The organism is Moraxella haemolytica (assembly GCF_030177935.1).
Taxonomy (GTDB): domain Bacteria; phylum Pseudomonadota; class Gammaproteobacteria; order Pseudomonadales; family Moraxellaceae; genus Moraxella; species Moraxella haemolytica.
This window is the reverse complement of record NZ_CP089974.1, coordinates 1,352,469-1,373,419: the sequence shown is the minus strand read 5'-3', so window position 1 is coordinate 1,373,419 and position 20,951 is coordinate 1,352,469. Positions and strand designations below refer to the sequence as shown.

16 protein-coding genes and 1 tRNA gene are annotated in these 20,951 nt (G+C 42.8%); all 17 read left to right on the top strand.

Features of this window, described 5'->3' with window-relative positions:
• Window positions 1-366 precede the first annotated feature (366 nt).
• The 17 genes from nuoE (at window position 367) to carB (ending at window position 20,783) form a co-directional block, all read left to right on the top strand.
• Window positions 367-876 (top strand): NADH-quinone oxidoreductase subunit NuoE, encoded by a 510-nt coding sequence (gene nuoE, locus LU276_RS06470; protein ID WP_284673048.1) that lies wholly within the window; start codon window positions 367-369, stop codon window positions 874-876.
• Window positions 873-2,321, top strand: a complete 1,449-nt coding sequence (locus LU276_RS06465; RefSeq protein ID WP_284673047.1) for a complex I 51 kDa subunit family protein — start codon at window positions 873-875, stop codon at window positions 2,319-2,321. The genes nuoE and LU276_RS06465 overlap by 4 nt, the downstream gene beginning before the upstream one ends.
• The gene (gene nuoG / locus LU276_RS06460) at window positions 2,321-5,437 is read left to right on the top strand and encodes an NADH-quinone oxidoreductase subunit NuoG (protein ID WP_284673046.1); all 3,117 of its coding nucleotides are present in this window, start codon (window positions 2,321-2,323) and stop codon (window positions 5,435-5,437) included. Before LU276_RS06465 ends, nuoG begins: the two co-directional genes overlap by 1 nt.
• Before the next feature lie 45 nt (window positions 5,438-5,482).
• A complete protein-coding gene (nuoH, locus tag LU276_RS06455) occupies window positions 5,483-6,466 on the top strand; it encodes an NADH-quinone oxidoreductase subunit NuoH (protein WP_284674606.1) in 984 nt (327 codons plus the stop codon).
• Window positions 6,467-7,015 (top strand): NADH-quinone oxidoreductase subunit NuoI, encoded by a 549-nt coding sequence (nuoI, locus tag LU276_RS06450; protein ID WP_284673045.1) that lies wholly within the window; start codon window positions 6,467-6,469, stop codon window positions 7,013-7,015.
• The gene (gene nuoJ, locus LU276_RS06445) at window positions 7,012-7,599 is read left to right on the top strand and encodes an NADH-quinone oxidoreductase subunit J (RefSeq protein ID WP_284673044.1); all 588 of its coding nucleotides are present in this window, start codon (window positions 7,012-7,014) and stop codon (window positions 7,597-7,599) included. Before nuoI ends, nuoJ begins: the two co-directional genes overlap by 4 nt.
• Before the next feature lie 32 nt (window positions 7,600-7,631).
• The gene (gene nuoK / locus LU276_RS06440; protein ID WP_284674605.1) at window positions 7,632-7,946 is read left to right on the top strand and encodes an NADH-quinone oxidoreductase subunit NuoK; all 315 of its coding nucleotides are present in this window, start codon (window positions 7,632-7,634) and stop codon (window positions 7,944-7,946) included.
• A gap of 8 nt (window positions 7,947-7,954) precedes the next feature.
• Window positions 7,955-9,814, top strand: a complete 1,860-nt coding sequence (nuoL, locus tag LU276_RS06435) for an NADH-quinone oxidoreductase subunit L (RefSeq protein ID WP_284673043.1) — start codon at window positions 7,955-7,957, stop codon at window positions 9,812-9,814.
• Window positions 9,814-11,463 (top strand): NADH-quinone oxidoreductase subunit M, encoded by a 1,650-nt coding sequence (nuoM, locus tag LU276_RS06430; RefSeq protein ID WP_418001291.1) that lies wholly within the window; start codon window positions 9,814-9,816, stop codon window positions 11,461-11,463. The genes nuoL and nuoM overlap by 1 nt, the downstream gene beginning before the upstream one ends.
• A gap of 11 nt (window positions 11,464-11,474) precedes the next feature.
• On the top strand, window positions 11,475-12,947 hold the full coding sequence (locus LU276_RS06425) for an NADH-quinone oxidoreductase subunit N (protein WP_284673041.1): 1,473 nt from the start codon (window positions 11,475-11,477) through the stop codon (window positions 12,945-12,947).
• 84 nt (window positions 12,948-13,031) lie between these two features.
• A complete protein-coding gene (locus tag LU276_RS06420) occupies window positions 13,032-13,826 on the top strand; it encodes a ferredoxin--NADP reductase (RefSeq protein ID WP_284673040.1) in 795 nt (264 codons plus the stop codon).
• A gap of 148 nt (window positions 13,827-13,974) precedes the next feature.
• Window positions 13,975-14,059: transfer RNA gene (locus LU276_RS06415), tRNA-Leu, on the top strand.
• Window positions 14,060-14,135: 76 nt separating this feature from the next.
• The gene (locus LU276_RS06410; protein ID WP_284673039.1) at window positions 14,136-15,209 is read left to right on the top strand and encodes a DUF475 domain-containing protein; all 1,074 of its coding nucleotides are present in this window, start codon (window positions 14,136-14,138) and stop codon (window positions 15,207-15,209) included.
• 308 nt (window positions 15,210-15,517) lie between these two features.
• Window positions 15,518-16,717, top strand: a complete 1,200-nt coding sequence (carA, locus tag LU276_RS06405; protein WP_284673038.1) for a glutamine-hydrolyzing carbamoyl-phosphate synthase small subunit — start codon at window positions 15,518-15,520, stop codon at window positions 16,715-16,717.
• Between the two features lie 249 nt (window positions 16,718-16,966).
• The gene (locus tag LU276_RS06400; RefSeq protein WP_284673037.1) at window positions 16,967-17,284 is read left to right on the top strand and encodes a hypothetical protein; all 318 of its coding nucleotides are present in this window, start codon (window positions 16,967-16,969) and stop codon (window positions 17,282-17,284) included.
• A 27-nt stretch (window positions 17,285-17,311) separates the two neighbouring features.
• Entirely contained in the window at window positions 17,312-17,506 is a 195-nt protein-coding gene (locus tag LU276_RS06395; protein ID WP_284673036.1) for a hypothetical protein, read from the top strand.
• A 40-nt stretch (window positions 17,507-17,546) separates the two neighbouring features.
• Entirely contained in the window at window positions 17,547-20,783 is a 3,237-nt protein-coding gene (gene carB / locus LU276_RS06390; RefSeq protein ID WP_284673035.1) for a carbamoyl-phosphate synthase large subunit, read from the top strand.
• Window positions 20,784-20,951 lie beyond the last annotated feature (168 nt).

The window sequence follows — 20,951 nt, the reverse complement described above, 5'->3', positions numbered from 1 at the left end:
GCAAAAATAAGCTAGGTGAATGGACGATGGATTGCCAAAGTTATTTTATAAAGTTGCTCCAACCATCTAAAAAACCAAAAAGATTTCATGATGAGACCATAACTAGGCTTTAAAAAAGAGCCAAATATTGGCTAATACTATTTATGTTTTTGAAAATGCAGGGATTGGCTATGATTGGATGATGATGAACGACTAAGTTTATAAATCCCTAAGAGATTCCCTAAAAAATCGTGTATAATATGCACCGCAAAATTTATTAACCCAAATACATCTTACCAATGTGGTTTTTGGTTAATAAATTGAGTTGGTTAATTAAAAAACAAACTTAGCGAGCCGTCAAAACAGCAAGCAAATTAAGGTAACTTTATGAAAATAGTAACCGATAAAACCCCCAAAGTCGCCATTGAGACGATTTTAACGCCAGCAGAGATTGACGGCATTCATCATCATATTCATCACTACCCCCAACCGAGAGCTGCAGTGCTTGATGCCTTAAAATTGGTGCAAAAACGCAACGGCTGGGTCGATGATGCACAAGTTACCGCCATTGCCAACATGCTAGATATTGCCGTGAGCGATGTCGAGGGTGTGGCAACTTTTTTTAACCGCATCTATCGCCAACCTGTTGGTCGCCATGTCATTCTACTGTGCGATAGCATCGCTTGTTATCTAAACGGTTTTGAAAGCGTAGAAGCTGAGCTTAAAAGACAGCTTGGTATTGACTATGGACAGACCACGCCTGACGGACGCTTTACTTTACTGCCTATTTGTTGTTTGGGTAATTGTGATAAATCCCCTGCGGTTTTGATTGATGAAGACACTTACGGCCCTATTCAAGCACACGAAGTTGCTGAGTTATTGGAGCAATATCAATGAACTACAATAATATCAATAACAAAGCCGACTTGCAAAGTCAGATTACTGCTCGCCAAAATGGACTTGCTCCTAGTCAATTAAACCGCCAAAAGATTCCTATTTGGGGGGTAGGGTTGGCAGATGGTCAAGCACCGACTTGCAAGACGCACCCTTTGACATGGCGACTGTATCATCATGATGCGGTACTAAAACTGGCAGATTATCTATCACTAAAAGGCTTTGATGGCTTAAAAATTGCTTTATCAAAAACCCCACAAGAAGTGGGTGAGATGATAAAAAACGCCAATGTGCGTGGTCGTGGTGGAGCGGGTTTTAATGCAGGACTGAAATGGACTTTCATGACACCTCCTGATGGTGGTGTGCGATATCTTATTTGTAATGCTGATGAGATGGAACCTGGCACTTTTAAAGACCGCTTGTTGATGGAACGCTTGCCTTTTCAATTGATTGAAGGGATGTTGATTACTGCCTATGCCATCGGAGCGAGCGTAGGCTATATTTTTATTCGTGGTGAATATTTAATCGCTGCTGAGCGACTACAACAAGCAATTGATGAATGTATTGCTAATGCGTTACTTGGCGATGGCATTCTTGGTACGGCATTTAAGTTTGATTTGCACATTCATACAGGAGCGGGGCGGTATATCTGTGGGGAGGAGACGGCACTGATTAACTGCTTGGAAGGTCGTCGTGCCAATCCACGCACCAAACCTCCGTTTCCGCAAGTATCTGGAGCGTGGGGTCGTCCTACAGTGGTTAATAATGTAGAAACATTAAACAATATGTCTGCCATTATGTTAAATGGGGTGGATTGGTATCTTAATTTACCCAAAGCCAAAGGAAGATCAGATACTCCTGGCACTAAGATTATGGGCGTGTCTGGGCGTGTAAAAGATGCAGGGCTTTGGGAGTTGCCTTTTGGTTATACCGCACGAGAGCTGATTGAATTGGCTGGTGGTATGCAAGAGGGGCTTAGATTAAAGGCGTGGCTACCGGGTGGAGCAAGTACCGATTTTTTGACCGCAAGTGATGAACATCTTGATCTTGTGATGGATTTTGACCCCATTATGAAAGCTGGCAGTCGCTTGGGAACTTGTCTGATGATGGTGGTGGACGAAACCCAAGATATGGTGAGTTTATCCAAAAACTTACAAAAATTTTTCCAACGAGAATCTTGTGGTTGGTGTACGCCTTGTCGTGATGGCTTGCCTTGGGGTGTTAAAATTCTTGATGACATGGATAAAGGTCAAGGGCAAGATGGCGATATTGAAAAATTAACCGAGTTGACCCGTGATTTGTGGCTTGGCAAAACCTTTTGTGCACACGCACCAGGAGCGATGGAGCCTTTAATGAGTGCCTTAAAATATTTTCGCTGTGAATTTGAACAAAAAATTGAACAAGTGCATCTGGTCAGCGAATCAGACAATCAGCAAGGGAGCGTGTGATGGCGGTTATTCATATAGACGGCAAAAGCTATGAAGTAGATGGTGCTGACAACCTGCTTTCTGCTTGTTTGTCGCTTGGTATTGATTTGCCATATTTTTGTTATCACCCTGCACTTGGTTCGGTGGGTTCGTGTCGCCAATGTGCAGTCAAGCAGTACAACAATGAAGAAGATTACAAGGCAGGGCGTGGACGACTTGTTATGAGTTGTATGGTTGCACCGACAAATGATATGTACATTTCGGTCGATGACTCTGAATCTAAAGACTTTCGCAAACGCATTGTTGAATATTTAATGACTAACCATCCCCATGATTGCCCAACCTGTGAAGAAGGTGGTCATTGTCATTTACAAGACATGACTTATATGTCAGGGCATCGCCAAAGACGCTATCGCTTCACCAAGCGAGTACACCACAATCAAGATTTGGGGGCGTTTATTAATCATGAGATGAACCGTTGTATTGCCTGTTATCGCTGTGTGCGTTTTTATAAGGATTATGCAGGCGGTACAGATTTTGGTGTCTATGCGTCCAACAACCGTGTTTATTTTGGGCGTGAGGTGGACGGGCAGTTTGAAAGTGAGTTTAGCGGTAATCTTACCGAAGTTTGCCCAACAGGGGTGTTTACTGATAAAACACACTCTGACAGATATAATCGCAAATGGGACATGCAATACGCCCCTAGCATTTGTCAAGGCTGTTCTACAGGCTGTTCTATTTCGGCAGGTGAACGCTATGGCGAGCTAAGACGCATTGAAAACCGCTATAATCCCGATGTTAATGGTTACTTTTTGTGCGACAAAGGTCGGTTTGGTTATGGCTATATCAATCGTGCCGATCGTCCGATGCACCCCCTTAAAAAGGTAGATACAAAATTTGTCAAGACCAGTGCAAATCTTGCTGTTGATGGTGTGGCAAATTTATTAAAAGACAAAAATGTCATTGGTATCGGCTCGGCTAGAGCAAGCCTTGAGAGTAATTTTGCTCTAAAAAAATTGGTCGGAGCGGACAACTATAGCACAGGTGAGCGTGCGGCGGTCAAAGAGGTGGTAAACTTAGGTGTGCAGATTTTACGCCAAGAAAATATCCATCAGGTATCACTTGCTCAGATTGAAACAGCAGATTGTGTATTTATTCTAGGTGAGGATATCACTCAGATAGCAAGTCGTGTTGCATTATCCGTGCGTCAAGCTGCCAAAAATAAAGCCAAGCAGATGGCAACGGCACTTCGTACTGAGCATTGGTTGGCAGAACCTGTCAAACGCATTGGTCAAGAAGCCTTTAGTCCTATTTATACTGCCAGTGTGAATGAGACCAAACTTGATGACATTGCTAAGATTGCCACTGTTGCCACGCCAAATGATATCGCTAAGCTAGGATTTATGGTGGGTGATGTTATTAAAGCGTTTGCTGATCGCTTAGAGGAAATCACCGAGCATGAAAATGCCATTTTTGCCAAAGAACAAGACCCAAATTTAGTGCTTGATGAGAACATGGCGATGGAGTTTTTGGCTCATCACATCGCTTATGATTTAATCATGGCAAATCGCCCCCTTATCATTTCAGGCACTAGCCTTACTTCTAAGGCGATTTTACAAGCTACTGGCTATATTGCTCAGAATTTAACTGACAAACGAGCTAAAATTGCTCATGTTGAGCGTGAGTTTGTAGAGGTGGAAAATGCTAAAATCCGTGATGAGGTAGAGCGACAGTTTGTTGATCAAGAAAAATCCGCCAAAACTGATGGCGTGCATACGACTGAACGAGACCCAAATGAGTTTGAAAAGACGCTACAATCTCGCCTACTAAAAGTCAATACTTCCTATACTGATAAAACAGGTGTCTATTTGACTATGCCAGAGGCAAATAGCGTGGGTCTAAATCTACTGGGTGGTCAGTCGGTAGAAGAGATACTGGCAGGCGATTTTGATGCGGTGATTGTACTTGAGCATGATTTGGCGAATTTGACCCCAAGTCAGCTTGATAAATTAACCCAAAAAACAATGATTGCCTTAGACCATCAGCGTTATGAGTGGCATGATGAGACGGACTTTATTCTGTCAAGTGGTTCATTTGCCGAGTCTGATGGTACGCTAATCTCAGCAGAAGGTCGAGCAGGACGATTCTTTGCTGTCTACGATAAACACTATTACGACCCAGCTAGTGAGATTAAAGACAGCTGGCGTTGGCTACATGCTTTGGATAATATGTTGCATGCCAAGCAGGGTGAACCTAATTGGTATCATCTAGATGATGTGATTGATGAGCTGGTGGCGGATTATCCACAGCTTGCCCAAATTAAGCAAGCTGCACCAGAGTCTGCCTATCGCATTACAGGGTTAAAAATTGCTCGTGAACCACGCCGTTACTCAGGCCGTACAGCCATGCGTGCACCGATTTCTATTCATGAACCAATGCAGCCTAAGGATAAAGACAGTGCTTTAACTTTCTCAATGGAAGGTTATGTGGGCGATAGAATACCAAGTTCGGTAACGCCTTTTGCGTGGTCGGCTGGTTGGAATTCGCCACAGGCATGGAATAAGCTACAAGATAAAGTTGGTGGGCGATTAAAAGGTGGCGACATCGGTATTCGTCTGTTTGATGAATTGCCTAAGATGCAGATAGTTTTTGAAAAAGTGATGGTTGCTGATAATGTGTCAAGTAGCGTCTTTGATGGGCGTGCGGTGGTTGTGCCTGTAGCCAATCTATTTACTGTATCGCCACTGGTTAGTCGCAGTCCTGTGGTCGCAAGTCAAATCAAGCCTGCTACTTGGTTTATTAGCCGTGAAGATGCTGCCAGATGGATTGTTAAGGCGGGTGATAAATTAACCTTAACTCAGCAGGGAGTGGCGATTACCCTGCCTGTATCGGTGGTGGATTATCTGGCAGAAGGGTGTATTGGTTATCTTGAGGGGATTGTGCCATTTATGGTAGGCTTACCAACCGGTGTTAAAAAGACCGATAAGGACACACCTGTCTATGTGCCACGATATCAGTTGAGTATGAGACGCTTGGCGAATGCTACTAAGGCGAATACAATTTTTGCACCAAAAGCAGGTTTTAATAACACGCCATTTGCTGATACTTGCACAACAACTCAAGAGATGGGGGTATAAATGAGTATCCAAGTAATTGCTGATGTGCCGTCATTTCTAAGTGGTATGTCTTTTGAATTATGGTCGTTCATTTATCTGACCGCACAGACCTTGGCGATTTTTTTGGGGTTGGTGATGGTTGCTGCTTTGATGATTGTCTATGAACGCCGAATGCTTGCTTTATGGCAAGACCGACATGGTCCAAATAGAGTGGGCTGGCAAGGATCGCTACAACTTGTGGCGGATATGTTGAAAATCTTTTTTAAAGAAGATTGGATGCCTGCCTTTGCTGATAAACGACTATTTACCCTAGCACCAGCTATTGCCATGTTTACTGCTTTGGCAAGTTTTGCCATCATTCCGCTATCACCGACACTTGGGGCGGCTAATTGGGATATTGGGTTGTTATTTTTCTTTGCGATGGCAGGTCTTGCGGTATATGCGGTTATGTTTGGTGGCTGGGCATCTGCCAACAAATTTTCGCTACTTGGTGGGCTACGAAGTGCAGCCCAAACCATCAGTTATGAAGTCTTTTTGGGCTTATCCTTGATGGGCGTGGTCTCAATGGCAGGGTCATTTAACCTAAGAGATATTGTGGAAGCTCAAACAACTGTTTGGAATGTCATACCGCAGTTTTTTGGCTTTTTATGCTTTGTGGTGGCAGGTGTGGCGGTAACGCATCGCCATCCATTTGACCAACCAGAAGCTGAACAGGAGCTTGCAGAAGGTTATCATGTTGAGTATTCAGGCATGAAATTTGGTATGTTCTTTGTTGGCGAGTATGTCAATGTGGTGGTAATTTCCGCTTTGATGACAACCTTGTTCTTTGGTGGTTGGTTGGCACCATTTAACCTGAACATTCCATTTATTCCGCCATTTTTTTGGTTTGCGATTAAGACTTTGTTTTTTATGACCTTGTTCGTTTTGGCTCGTGGTTCGCTCATGCGTCCTCGCTACGACCAAGTGATGAATTTTGGTTGGAAGGTGTGTTTGCCTGTAACACTGGTAAATCTATTGGCAACAGCATTTGTGATTTTGATGGTGAATTAAATGTTTACAACTTTAAAAAATGCGGTGGTGGGGATTTTCACCATAGTGCGTTCAATGTGGATGGTAAATTCGCACGCCACTCGTAAGAGAGATACCATTTTATATCCAGAGCAGCCTGTGCCAGTTCCACCTAGATTTCGTGGACGCATTGTCCTAACTCGAGACCCAGATGGCGATGAACGCTGTGTGGCATGTAACCTGTGTGCGGTCGCCTGCCCTGTGGGCTGTATCAGCTTGCAAAAGGCGGAGAGAGAAGATGGTCGCTGGTATCCTGAATTTTTCCGCATCAATTTTAGTCGTTGTGTGTTCTGTGGTATGTGCGAAGAAGCCTGCCCAACCACCGCCATTCAACTGACACCTGATTTTGAGCTTGGGGAGTACAACCGTCAAAATTTGGTCTATGAAAAAGAGCATTTGCTGATTGCCGGTACAGGCAAATATCCGGATTATAACTATTATAGAGTAACAGGTATGGCAACAGACGGCAAACCCAAAGGGTCGCACGAGCGTGAAAGCCAGCCGATTGATGTGCGGAGTCTATTGCCATGATGCAAACATTACAAAGTTTTTTGGCAAATGGCGACATGGTGGGCTTTTATGCCTTATCTCTTGTGGCGTTTTGGGCAAGTCTAAGAGTGGTAACGCAGGTCAATCCTGTGCACGCCATTTTATCAATGATTGTCAGCTTGCTTGCAGTGGCAGGAATTTTCTTTATCATCGGTGCTGCGTTTGCAGGCGTGCTTGAGATGATTGTCTATGCAGGGGCGATTTTGGTTTTGTTTGTATTTGTGATTATGATGCTTAATCTTGGCACGGACAATACGGAAGAAAAATCATGGCTAACTGCCAATGCGTGGGCGACACCGTTACTACTAACTGTGATTATTGCTGGCGTACTGATAAGTTTTATCGTTAGTGGTAAGGACATCATGCTCCAAGATGCCAGTATTAGCATCAAAGATGTGGGCATTAGCCTATTTACCCAATATGTGTTATTGGTGGAAGTGGCGGCGTTTTTATTGCTTGGGGCACTGGTGGCGGCATATCATCTTGGCAAAAAAGCCCTAGATGATGAGAATATCAGCCACACCCAAGAGCAAGCCGAGCAAACAAATACAGGAGCAGACTCATGAGTGTTGTTTTAACGACCACAGCAGCTGTGCAAATGAATAGTCTTGGCGTGCCTGCTCATCATGCACTCATTGTAGCGGCGATTTTATTTGTGGTTGGGCTGGTGGGCGTAATGGTACGCCGTAATATATTGTTTATGCTGATGAGTCTTGAAATTATGATGAATGCAGCTGCTTTTGCTTTTGTTGTGGGTGGCAATATGTGGGGTTCGCCTAATGGACAGATTATGTTCATCTTTATTTTGACGCTAGCAGCAGCAGAAGCGGCGATTGGACTTGCCATTTTGCTACAATTTTATCATCGCTTTAAAAGCCTTGATGTTAATCATGCCAGTAAGCTAAAAGGGTAGGGGGCGTTATGAATTTGTTAGCATTAACCTTTATATTTCCCTTGATTGGTTTTTTGGTACTTGCCATATGGCGAGATAGAATCTGTGAAAAACTAGCCACCATCATTGGTGTGGGCATGATGGCGTTATCCGCATTGACCACCGTCTTGGTGGGTATGGATTATCTAAGTGCCGGTAGTGATGAGACGCTATTTGTTAGGCTGTGGACTTGGCTGTCGGTAGATGGCTTTGCTCCAAACTTTGGTTTGGTTTTAGATGGTCTATCACTGACCATGACCGCTATCATTACAGGCGTAGGTTTTTTAATTCATCTATTTGCCAGTTGGTATATGAAAGGCGAGACTGGGTTTGTTAGATTTTTTAGCTATCTAAATTTATTTGTTGCTAGTATGCTGCTGCTTGTGCAGGCGGACAACTTATTGCTGATGTACTTAGGCTGGGAAGGCGTGGGTATTTGTTCTTATTTGTTGATTGGTTATTATTTTTCTAATCGTGCCAATGGACGAGCAGCAATTAAGGCGTTTACTGTAACTCGTGTGGGTGATGTATTTTTGGCAATCGGACTGTTTTTGTTGTACCAACAATTTGGCACGCTAGATATTCATGCCATCATTGATCAAGCACCAAAAATCTTTGATGTGAATAATCCTAAGATGATTTTGACTGCACTCATGCTAACTTTTGGTGCATTTGGTAAGTCGGCACAGATTCCGCTACATACTTGGCTTGCTGATGCAATGGCGGGACCTACGCCTGTATCGGCTCTGATTCATGCCGCCACAATGGTAACAGCAGGGGTATATTTAATTGCTCGTATGCACCCTGTGTTTTTACTAACGCCTGATGTGCTGTTGTATGTAGTCGGTGGTGTGGGGGCGTTATCCATGCTGGTATCAGGTTTTTGTGCGTTGGCACAAACCGACATTAAGCGAGTGCTTGCCTATTCAACCATGAGTCAGCTTGGCTATATGTTTATTGCTTTGGGTGTGGGTGCATGGCAGGTGGCGGTGTTCCATTTGATGACCCATGCATTCTTTAAGGCATTGTTATTTTTGGCATCTGGTGCTGTTATCATTTCGGTACATCACGAACAAAATATCTTTAAGATGGGGGGGCTTTGTAAACGCATTCCTTTGGTATTTTGGTCGTTCGTTATCGGCGGTGGAGCACTTGTTGCTCTACCATTTGTGACGGTTGGTTTTTACTCAAAAGAAGCGATTTTGTGGGAGGCTTATGCCACAGGGCATATGGGTCTGTTTTGGGCGGGTGTATTTGGTGCATTTTTAACTGCTATTTATACCTTCCGTTTGATTTATCTAGTGTTCTTTGGTGAAGAAAAAACCCATGCTCACAAAATTTCTGGCATAAGCTATGCCTTGCCTTTGGTGGTACTCATGATACTATCTACAGGGCTTGGGGCGTTGATTCATCCACCTTTGGCAAATGTTCTGCCAACGAGTATTGGTAGTACTTTAACAGAGGGTAAGCATACCGCAGAGATGATTGCTATGGGCATAACAGCACTTGGCTTGGTATTGGCTTACTTTTTATATGTCATTAATCAAGGCAAAATTTTAAATGCTTGGCGTAACTGCACATTTGGCAGTGCTTGCATTCATTGGTGTTATCATGGACTTGGTTTTGATGCGTTGTATGACATTGTATTTGTCAAGCCGTTTTTGGGGATTGGTCAATTATTAAAATCTGATCCCATAGACAGGCTTTGGAATATCTTGCCTGCAATGGCAAGTGTGGGTAATAAGCTACTTGTCAAGACGCAAACAGGGAGATTGGGCTCTCATGCGATAAGCTTTGGATTGGGTCTTGTGATGATTTTGGTATTGGCAATAATGATGGTGATGAAATGATGGAACAAAATTGGCTCTTGCCGACATTGATTGCCATTCCTTTTGTGGCAGGGTTTTTGTGCTGGCTTATTGAAAAGGTAAATGATAAGTTACCACGCTGGATAGCACTATTTGCCATGTTGGCGACCTTGGGAATCAGCATGATGCTGTGGCAACAAGGCAGTTTTAATCAAATGCTTGCAACCGAAGAAATGAGTGGTGGGCATCTGCCATGGTCGGCACAGTTTGTGTTGCCATGGATTCCATCTTTGGGGATTAGTTTTCGTTTGGCAATGGACGGGCTGTCTTTGCTGATGATTGTCTTGACGGCATTTTTGGGCGTGATGGCAGTCGGCTGTTCGTGGGGTGAGATTACTCGCCGTGTGGGGTTTTTTCATCTTAATCTTTTGTGGTCGCTAGGTGGCGTTATTGGTGTATTTTTAGCGATTGATTTGTTCTTGTTTTTCTTTTTTTGGGAGCTGATGTTGCTACCCATCTACTTTTTGATTGCATTGTGGGGACATAATGCCACAGGGGGTAAAACCAAAGAGTATGCTGCCACCAAGTTCTTTATTTATACTCAAGCATCAGGTCTAATCATGCTCATTGGTATTTTGATGCTTGTTATCATTCAATTTAATCGTACAGGCGTGCTAAGTTTTGCCTACCATGATTTGTTGGGTGCGGATTTAGGTGCTTGGGAATATGTCATCATGCTGTGCTTTTTTATCGGTTTTGCGGTTAAACTGCCTGTATTTCCATTGCATGGATGGCTACCAGATGCTCACGCCCAAGCTCCAACGGCAGGTTCGGTGGATTTGGCAGGTATTTTGATTAAGACTGCAGCCTTTGGATTGCTTCGTTTTGTCTTGCCATTATTCCCCACAGCTTCGGCTGAGTTCGCTCCGATTGCCATTACGCTAGGCACAATTGGGATTTTTTATGGAGCATTTTTGGCATTTGCTCAGACGGACATTAAGCGACTGCTTGCCTATACCAGTATTTCACACATGGGCTTTGTGCTACTTGCCATCTATGTGGGTAATTTGATTTCATTGCAAGGTTTGATGATTCAGATGCTGGCTCATGGCTTATCAAGTGCAGGTCTTTTCATCATGGCAGGTCAGCTGTACGAAAGATTGCATACTCGTGATTTGACGCTCATGGGTGGAATGTGGGGGCAATTTAGATACTTTGCACCATTACTGATGTTCTTTTGTGCGGCTCTACTTGGCATTCCTGGTACAGGCAACTTCGTTGGTGAAATCTTGATTCTGTTGGGTTCATTTGGGCAATATCCGATCATTGTGGTGCTAGCTACAGCCAGTCTTGTGCTTGGTGGTCTGTATTCGTTGATTTTGATTCATCGTGCGTTGTTTGGCGAGAATACCGCACCAAAGCTCATCAAGGATAATGACGGAGTAAATAAAGATTTGGGTAAGCGTGAAATCAGCTTGCTTGTGATACTGATGGTAGGTTTGGTATGGCTAGGTCTATATCCGCAACCAGCATTGAATGCTTCACAAGGTTCCATGGACTGGATTTCTAAAGTTTATCATGAGCAGCTGCCTTTATCGTTGCAGTCTAAGATGCCACATGGCATCGCCAAGCACAGTTATGATGATATGTCTCATATGTACCATCAATATGCTGATACACAAGGAAAATAAGGGGTAGTTTTATGTTTAACAGTCATCTTATTGAGTCCTTATTGACCTTCACGCCTTTGGTGATTGTGGCATTGACGGCGTTGGTTGTCATGATTGCCATCGCCATGAAGCGTTCACATTTTTGGTCCGCCACATTGAGTGTGTTGGGGTTGAATTTTGCATTGATTAGCTTGGTGGCACAGGCTTTGGGGCTATTGCCTATTGGTCAGGTTAGCCATTTATTTGTTATTGATGGTTTTGCCTTATTTAATATGGCGGTAATTTTGATTGCATCATTGGCGTGTTGTACTTTGGCTTATGGTTATTTTCAGACCCTAAAAGATAACAAAGATGAGCTATATCTACTCATGCTAATTAGCACCATCGGGGCAATGCTGATGGTGTCAGCGACAGACTTAACATCGTTTTTTATGTCGCTTGAACTGCTATCTGTGCCAATGTATGGTATGCTGGCTTATACTTTTTTAAGAGCTCGTTCTTTGGAGTCGGGGCTTAAATATTTGGTCTTATCAGCCACAGCTTCTGCAACCTTACTGATGGGTATGGCGTTCATCTTTGCTGATACGGGTGCCTTAAGCTTTAAGGCGTTGGGCGTGTCATTGACCGAAGGAACAGTGGGGGTGTGGTTTGCTTTGGGTGTGGTAATGATGATGGTCTCCATTGCTTTTAAGCTGTCAGCAGCACCACTACATTCATGGGTATCTGATGTCTATGAAGGTGCACCTGCACCGATTGCTGCATTCTTGGCAAGCGTGAGTAAGGTGGCAATGATGGCACTTGCCATTCGCTTTTTAATGACAAGCATGATACCATCATTGGCGGTGTTTGATGCCATTTTGATGTTCATCATCGCAGCTTCAATTCTAATGGGGAATCTGCTCGCTATCCGCCAACATAACTTAAAGCGTCTATTGGCTTATTCATCAGTTGCTCACATTGGCTATGCATTGGTGGCGTTATTGAGTGTACAGGGCAATAGCATAGGCGTTGTTAGCGTCTATATGGCTATCTATGCCTTGACCAGTATTGGGGCGTTTGGGGTGATTACACTGATGTCAAGCCCATATAAAGAGCGTGGTCGTACTTCTATTTCAGGCGAAGCAGATGAGCTTAGATTTTATCAAGGGCTATTTTGGCGTCGTCCTGTCTTGACAGTGGTATTAACCATCATGCTGTTGTCGTTGGCAGGTATTCCTTTGACCGCAGGTTTTATGACTAAGGTGATGATTATTTTGTCATCGGTGCAAGGCGTAAGATTTTGGGCGGCACTTCTTGTCATTTTGGGCAGTGCCATCGGTTTGGCTTACTATCTAAGAGTGCTAACACAGCTGTACCAACGCCCTAAAGTGCATTTAGAATATGACGCTCATCATGAGTGGGGTATTAAGGCAGGCGGTGTCATGCTATTGATTGTTACAGCGATGATTATTGTTCTTGGTATTTTCCCAGATACACTGTTTAGACTTGCCAATTTAGCGATTTAAAACAATAAAAACGCACTTTAAGTGCGTTTTGTTTTTTGTGTGATTGTGGTAAAATCAATAATAATTTTTAATCAATAAATCATCATGCCAGAAATTCATTCAATCCAAGTTCTGTCCAAGACTTCCATTACGCCTACCTTATTTGGTTTTACCACTACTCGTCCTGATGGATTTCGTTTTGATGCTGGGCAGTTTGTGCGACTTGGGGTAAATCCTAGTGAATTAAAAAACACTCAAAATGCCCCCAATGAGCGTATTTTTCGTGCTTATTCGGTGCTATCAAGCCCTTATGATGAACAGTTGGAATTTTTCTCGGTGGTGGTGCCTAATGGGGCGTTCACCAGTCAGCTACAACACTTGGCGATAGGCGATACCTTATATTTAGAAAGTGAGCCTTATGGGTTTTTGACCCTTGCTCGTTATCAAGAGCCTGCCCCAAAAGACTTATGGTTACTTGCTACCGGTACAGGACTGGCACCATTTTTATCCATGCTAGGCGATCTGGAGACTTGGCAAAATTATACCGACATTGTGCTTGTGTACAGCGTACGAACAAAAAGTGAGCTTGCTTATGTGGATAAGATTCAGGCATTGCAAAAGCAATTTAAAGAACTGATTGATTCGCCTGCTACATTACACTTTGTGCCTATCATCACTCGTGAGAAGGTGGAAGGTTGTCTTAATGCTCGCATTCCCACCTTGATTGCTACTGGCGAGCTTGAAGGTCATGCAGGCTTTAGCTTAAACCCTAGCACTTCTCATGTCATGCTATGCGGTAATCCAGAGATGGTTGAGGATACCAAAAATACCCTAAAAGATAAAGGCTTGACCATGAATCGTCGTGGTGTTGGCAATATTGCGGTGGAAAATTATTGGTAAAGTGGGTTGGATATTAAATAAAAAGTATTTTAATATCAATATCTTATAAAGTTTTTATGATTTTTATAAAAAAAAGTTCTTGCCAATCATTAAAAAATCGCTATAATACGCATCAACAAGACATCATGATTGATGTAAGATACAACTTGGGGTCGTGGCGAAATTGGTAGACGCACCAGATTTAGGTTCTGGCGCCGCGAGGTGTGAGAGTTCGAGTCTCTCCGACCCCACCATATTATAAAAAACCAATAATCATATGATTATTGGTTTTCTTTATATGCCTAAAAAATTTTGGTATAAAGGGTTATTATGCGACATTTTTTATTTGACATTGTTTTTACTGCTGTCTGCTTTTTCATTGCGGGTTGGTGGGGTTATGCTCATGGCGGTATGTCAGGCTTGTTGTTGGCACTAGGTGTTACGGCAATTTTGGCAATCATGGAGGTGTCATTGTCGTTTGATAATGCGGTGGTAAACGCTTCTATCTTAAAAGGCTGGAATGAGTTTTGGAAAAAGATTTTCTTGACTGTAGGTATGTTGATTGCCGTGTTTGGTATGCGACTTGTTTTTCCGATAGTCATTGTGGCGGTTACGGCAAACTTGGGCATATTTGAAGTTGTGAATCTGGCACTTAATAATCCAGCCAGTTATGCAGAACACCTAAACGCCCATCATGCGGAGATTTCTGCCTTTGGTGGTATGTTCTTATTGCTTGTGTTTTTAAACTTCATGTTTGGCGATAAAGATATTCATTGGTTTACTTGGCTAGAATCTCGTCTGGTGCGGTTTAGCAAGGTTGATGCGATGAGTGTGTTTGTGGCATTGGTAGTATTGATGTTATCGCTGACTTGGGTTGATGAAGCTAAGCAGGGTGTGGTAATGCTAGCGGGCATCTGGGGTGTGTTGGTGTATCTTGGTGTGAGCGTATTATCGGCATTACTTGAGGGCGAATCTGATTCTAGTGAGGTGGTGTATGACAATAAAGGTGAGCCAATTATTAATACCGCAGGCGTGTCGCCAACCATTCTAAAAGGCGGTGTGGCAGGGTTTATGTACCTAGAAGTTTTGGATGCGTCGTTTAGTTTTGATGGGGTGATTGGTGCATTTGCCATCACTAACGATGTGGTTATTATCATGCTTGGTTTGGCTATTGGTGCGATGTTCGTTCGTTCGATGACGATTTATTTGGTAGAAAAAGGCACGCTTAATGAATTTGTGTACCTAGAGCATGGAGCTCACTACGCCATCGGTGCACTTGCCATCATCATGTTGTTATCAACCAAATTCCATGTACCAGAGATAGTCACAGGTCTGATTGGTGTCGCATTTATTGCCTTATCTGTCTATAACTCAATACAATATAATAAGAAGCACTCTGTTTAAGATAGATTCTGCAATCCAATGGCTAGAAAAATAAAAATTTCTAGCCATTTTTTGTAAAGTTATGTATAATACCTAAAATCTATGCCAAAGCGAGCGACCATGAAAAAAGATAACTTAAAGTTTGCCAATCTTGCAAATTAGGTTATTTGTTTTTTAGGTGGCTCGTTTTTTTATGAGTAAAATTTATCCGTTAATTTATTGGTTTGGCAGTCATGCCAAAAAAATTTGTCTAAAATTTGCTCATCGCACTTATTTGTTATGTCAATCAATAAGAGCAAGCAAAATATTTTTATCATTTGGAGCATGTCATGACAATAAAAAAAGCAGTTTTGGCTTTGGCCGATGGCACCATTTTTCATGGGGTGGCAATCGGTGCATCAGGTTCTAGCGTTGGTGAAGTGGTTTTTAATACTGCCATGACAGGTTATCAGGAGATTTTAACTGACCCTAGCTATGCACATCAGATGGTTACGCTGACTTATCCACATATTGGTAATACAGGCTGTAACGATGAAGATGTTGAATCTGGGCGTATTCATAAAGTATGGGCGAGTGGTTTGATTATTCGTGATTTGCCATTACTACATAGCAATTTTCGTGCCAACATTTCATTAAGTGATTATCTAAAAAAGCATCAGGTGGTGGCGATTGCTGACATTGATACTCGTAAATTAACTACTGTACTACGCACTACAGGTGCTCAAAATGGCTGTATCTTAACCGCTGATGAAGCGGGTGATATTGATGAGGCTTTGGCGGTGAAGCTGGCACAACAAGCACCATCAATGAATGGTCTTGACCTTGCTAAGGTATGTTGCGATCCATCAGGCTTTGAGTGGAAAAAAGGCTCTTGGCAATTGGCACATGATGGACGCAATGCTAAGACCACTGAGACAGGCGGTCGCTTTGCTGAGATTGGCAAGGACATTGAAGCAAAATATCATGTGGTTGCTTATGATTATGGTGTTAAGACAAATATCCTAAGAATGTTGGCTGATAGAGGCTGTCGTTTGACTGTTGTTCCTGCTCAGACGCCTGCAAGCGAAGTGTTGGCGATGAATCCTGATGGGATTTTCTTATCCAATGGACCTGGCGACCCATCGGCGTGTGATTATGCGATTGATGCCATAAGAACCATTTGCGATACCACCAAAATCCCTGTATTTGGCATTTGTTTGGGGCATCAGCTGTTGGCATTGGCAAGTGGTGCTAAAACCATCAAAATGAAATTTGGTCATCACGGTGCTAATCATCCTGTACAAAATCTAGATGATGGCACGGTAATGATTACTTCGCAAAACCATGGTTTTTGTGTGGATGAGAATAACCTGCCAAGTACGCTAAGAGCCACACATCGCTCACTATTTGACGGCACTAACCAAGGCATAGAACGCACTGACCGTGTGGCATTTAGCTTTCAGGGGCATCCAGAGGCAAGCCCAGGTCCACATGATTGTAGCGTGCTTTTTGATAGATTTGCTGATGAATTGGCAAAGACAAAGGCGTGATATTGCCTTTATCCACCGATGCGGTGTTTGATTAAAATGGGGTGAATGACCAATTATCCTAAAATGCAAATACTGGTCTTGTGTTTGTGCTAGTCATTAGTTGATTATGGTGGGCTTTGGTATATTAAATATCAATAAAAGCCAGCTTGAATGTGGAGTGTTTTATCACCCGAGTTTTATAAAATAGGTGATGATAAGAAACTTATTACATGGACTTGGGACGATTGTTTATGTGGAGCAATAGTATAGATGGCGGAATTGATTTTAAACATTGATAATCAATTAAAAGGTCAAATCATTCGTTATGCCGAGCAAAACAACATTTCTGTCAATGAAATGACAGAGCGATTATGGATGGATTTTCTTAAAGAAAAAAATCAAGTTGAGAGTTTAATGTATTATCGGAATTGTTTTGATCGCTTAAATTGCTCCAAGTCTCATTTGGGCGTGGCACCACATACGCCAATTTTATTGATGAGTGTGATACAGCTATTTGAGCGACTGCAATTATCAAAACTGCGTGATAAAATTACACCTCAGCTAGAAAGTACTTTTAAGAAAGAGTAGAAAAAATATGTTGCTACCGCTCACACAATGAATTCCGAGCTGTTATTAAATAAAGACAGTCGAAATGAATTGTATGAGTTTTTGGTTTGGCGGTATTTTAACAATCGCCAAATGATGAGTGAACAAGAAAATTTATTGTCTCAATTTAAAGATGGCTTGGATAATAAATTGATGCAATTTAGAGTGATGTTAAATGATTTATGGCTACCAAAAGTAGCATAACTTATTGATTTAAATTAAATAAACCAAAGAGAGAACTGACATGCCAAAACGCAACGACATAAAATCCATTTTAATCATTGGGGCAGGTCCGATTGTGATTGGACAAGCCTGCGAATTTGACTACTCTGGTGCTCAAGCCTGCAAAGCCTTGCGTGAAGAGGGCTATCGTGTGATTTTGGTCAATTCTAACCCTGCCACCATCATGACTGACCCATCTATGGCAGACGCTACCTACATTGAGCCGATTACTTGGCAGACGGTGGAACGCATCATCGAAAAAGAACGACCAGATGCGATTTTGCCAACCATGGGTGGTCAGACAGCTTTGAACTGTGCATTAGACTTGGATAAGCACGGCGTACTTGCCAAATATGGCTGTGAATTAATCGGTGCGACCAAAGAAGCCATTGAAAAAGCTGAAGACCGTGAATTGTTTGATCAAGCAATGAAAAAAATCGGTCTAGAATGCCCTCGTGCTGATATTGCTAACACAATGGAAGAAGCATTACAGATTCAGTCTCGCTTTGGATTTCCTGTGATTATCCGTCCAAGTTTTACAATGGGTGGTTCTGGCGGTGGTATTGCTTATAACCGTGATGAATTTGTAGAAATCTGTGAGCGGGGTTTTGATTTATCGCCTACGCATCAGCTTTTGATTGATGAAAGTCTGATTGGTTGGAAAGAATATGAGATGGAAGTGGTGCGTGATAAGAATGATAACTGCATCATTGTCTGCTCAATTGAAAACTTTGACCCAATGGGTGTGCATACAGGCGATTCAATTACGGTTGCTCCAGCCCAGACCTTGACTGATAAAGAATATCAACTCATGCGTAATGCATCGATTGCTGTTTTGCGTGAGATCGGTGTGGAAACCGGCGGTTCAAATGTGCAGTTTGGCATCAATCCTGATAACGGTCGCATGGTGGTTATTGAGATGAATCCTCGTGTTAGCCGTTCATCAGCATTGGCATCTAAGGCGACAGGCTTTCCGATTGCCAAAATCGCTGCCAAGTTGGCGGTGGGTTACACGCTTGATGAGTTAAAAAATGACATTACAGGTGGTAAGACACCGGCATCTTTTGAGCCATCGATTGACTATGTGGTTACTAAAGTGCCTAGATTTAACTTTGAAAAGTTCCCGCAGGCAGAAAATACCTTAACCACACAGATGAAATCGGTGGGTGAGGTCATGGCGATTGGTCGCAATTTTCAAGAGTCAATGCAAAAAGCACTTCGCAGTCTAGAGACAGGTGCAACTGGTTTTGATGAGATAATGGATTTGGCAGGTAAGTCAGCCAATGCCATCGTATCAGAGATTAAAAACCGTCTAAGTATCCCAACGCCAGAACGCATTTTTTATATCGCAGAGGCGTTCCGACATGGATTTAGTCTTGATGAAGTGTTTGATTATACTAAGATTGACCGTTGGTTCTTGGTGCAAATTGAAGATATTGTCAACACTGAAAATCATATTAAAACACTTGGGTTTGGTGATTTGACCGCAGAGAATGTGCGTCAGTTCAAACGCAAAGGCATGAGTGATTTACGCATTGGCAATCTGATGGGTATCAGTCAAAAACAATTCCGCAAGAAGCGTTGGAATTTGGGTGTTTATCCTGTGTATAAGCGAGTGGATACCTGTGCGGCAGAATTTGAGACCTCAACGGCTTATATGTATTCAAGCTATGATGAAGCGTGTGAGGCACACCCAACTGATAAAGATAAGATTATGGTTATCGGTGGTGGTCCTAACCGTATCGGTCAGGGCATTGAGTTTGATTATTGCTGTGTGCATGCCGCTCTTGCCATGCGTGAAGACGGCTATGAAACCATTATGGTGAACTGTAATCCTGAGACCGTGTCCACTGATTACGATACTTCTGATCGTTTGTATTTTGAACCAGTAACGCTAGAAGATGTCTTAGAAATCGTGCGTACCGAGAAGCCAAAAGGTGTGATTGTACAATATGGTGGTCAAACACCGCTCAAGCTGGCTCGTGCCTTAGAAGAAGCAGGTGTACCCATCATTGGCACAAGTCCTGATGCCATCGACCGTGCTGAAGACCGTGAGCGTTTCCAAAGAATGTTGCATCAGCTAAACCTAAATCAACCACCAAATGCCTTAGCAACCAGCACTGATGAAGGCATCATTCGTGCCCAAGAAGTTGGTTATCCATTGGTAGTGCGTCCGTCTTATGTATTGGGCGGTCGTGCGATGGAAATTGTTTATAATGAAGATGAGTTACGCCATTATCTAAAAACAGCTGTACAAGCATCAAACGAAGCACCTGTACTACTTGATAGATTCTTAGATGATGCCATTGAAGTGGATGTGGACTGTGTGTCTGATGGTCAAGATGTTGTGATTGGTGGTATCATGCAACATATCGAGCAAGCAGGGGTACACTCTGGTGATTCAGCGTGTTCGTTGCCACCGTACTCACTAAGCAATGACATTCAAGATCAAATCCGTGAGCAGACCATTGCAATGGCAAAAGAGTTGGGTGTGGTGGGCTTGATGAATGTGCAATATGCCATTAAGGATAATATTGTTTATATTTTGGAGGTAAATCCGCGTGCTAGCCGTACCGTACCGTTCGTTTCGAAGTGTATCGGTGCATCGCTTGCTAAAATTGCCGCTCGTTGTATGGCAGGCAAGACTCTGCAAGAGCAAGGATTTACCAAAGAGATTATCCCGGCACATTATTCGGTCAAAGAAGCAGTATTCCCGTTTGCTAAGTTCCCAGGTGTTGATCCAATTTTAAGTCCAGAGATGAAATCAACAGGCGAGGTGATGGGTGTGGGCAAAACTTTTGCCGAGGCGTTCTATAAATCAATCATCGGTTCAAATGAACGCTTGCCTGGCTTGCCAACTCAAGGAGAGGTAAAAACCGCTTTCTTGTCGGTGCGAGATAGTGATAAGAAATATGCACCAGAAGTAGCCAGATCACTTCATAGCTATGGTTTTAGATTGGTGGCGACAGCCGGCACTCAAAAGGTCTTGGAAGAGGTTGGCATTGCGTGCGAGCGTGTCAATAAGGTAACAGAGGGTCGTCCACACATTGTTGATGCCATTAAAAATGGCGAGATTGATATTGTTATTAACACCACTGAAGGCAAGCAAGCCCAAGAGGATTCATTCTCTATTCGCCGTAGTGCGTTGCAGGGTAAAGTTTATCATGTAACCACCATGTCCGCTGCTTTGGCATCTTGCAAGGCGTATGAGATTAGCCTGCCTTTTGATGTGTATAAGTTGCAAGACTTGCATGCTTAATCTAATCTACCAAGCAAAAAACAAAAACGCCTTAAGTGGCGTTTTTGTTTTTTGCTTGAGTTTTTTTCTTAAGAGTTTAATGGTTGATAAATAGCTCTTAGGTTTATTTTCTTGTTTATCTGATGGCTGTTGTATTTTGTGTCAAAACTTGATAGAATAATTTGGAAA

Coding starts and splice junctions, on each gene's coding strand:
- nuoE (WP_284673048.1), top strand. CDS start 367: ATGAAAATAGTAACCGATAAAACCCCCAAAGTCGCCATTGAGACGATT.
- LU276_RS06465 (WP_284673047.1), top strand. CDS start 873: ATGAACTACAATAATATCAATAACAAAGCCGACTTGCAAAGTCAGATT.
- nuoG (WP_284673046.1), top strand. CDS start 2,321: ATGGCGGTTATTCATATAGACGGCAAAAGCTATGAAGTAGATGGTGCT.
- nuoH (WP_284674606.1), top strand. CDS start 5,483: ATGTCTTTTGAATTATGGTCGTTCATTTATCTGACCGCACAGACCTTG.
- nuoI (WP_284673045.1), top strand. CDS start 6,467: ATGTTTACAACTTTAAAAAATGCGGTGGTGGGGATTTTCACCATAGTG.
- nuoJ (WP_284673044.1), top strand. CDS start 7,012: ATGATGCAAACATTACAAAGTTTTTTGGCAAATGGCGACATGGTGGGC.
- nuoK (WP_284674605.1), top strand. CDS start 7,632: ATGAATAGTCTTGGCGTGCCTGCTCATCATGCACTCATTGTAGCGGCG.
- nuoL (WP_284673043.1), top strand. CDS start 7,955: ATGAATTTGTTAGCATTAACCTTTATATTTCCCTTGATTGGTTTTTTG.
- nuoM (WP_418001291.1), top strand. CDS start 9,814: ATGGAACAAAATTGGCTCTTGCCGACATTGATTGCCATTCCTTTTGTG.
- LU276_RS06425 (WP_284673041.1), top strand. CDS start 11,475: ATGTTTAACAGTCATCTTATTGAGTCCTTATTGACCTTCACGCCTTTG.
- LU276_RS06420 (WP_284673040.1), top strand. CDS start 13,032: ATGCCAGAAATTCATTCAATCCAAGTTCTGTCCAAGACTTCCATTACG.
- LU276_RS06410 (WP_284673039.1), top strand. CDS start 14,136: ATGCGACATTTTTTATTTGACATTGTTTTTACTGCTGTCTGCTTTTTC.
- carA (WP_284673038.1), top strand. CDS start 15,518: ATGACAATAAAAAAAGCAGTTTTGGCTTTGGCCGATGGCACCATTTTT.
- LU276_RS06400 (WP_284673037.1), top strand. CDS start 16,967: ATGGCGGAATTGATTTTAAACATTGATAATCAATTAAAAGGTCAAATC.
- LU276_RS06395 (WP_284673036.1), top strand. CDS start 17,312: ATGAATTCCGAGCTGTTATTAAATAAAGACAGTCGAAATGAATTGTAT.
- carB (WP_284673035.1), top strand. CDS start 17,547: ATGCCAAAACGCAACGACATAAAATCCATTTTAATCATTGGGGCAGGT.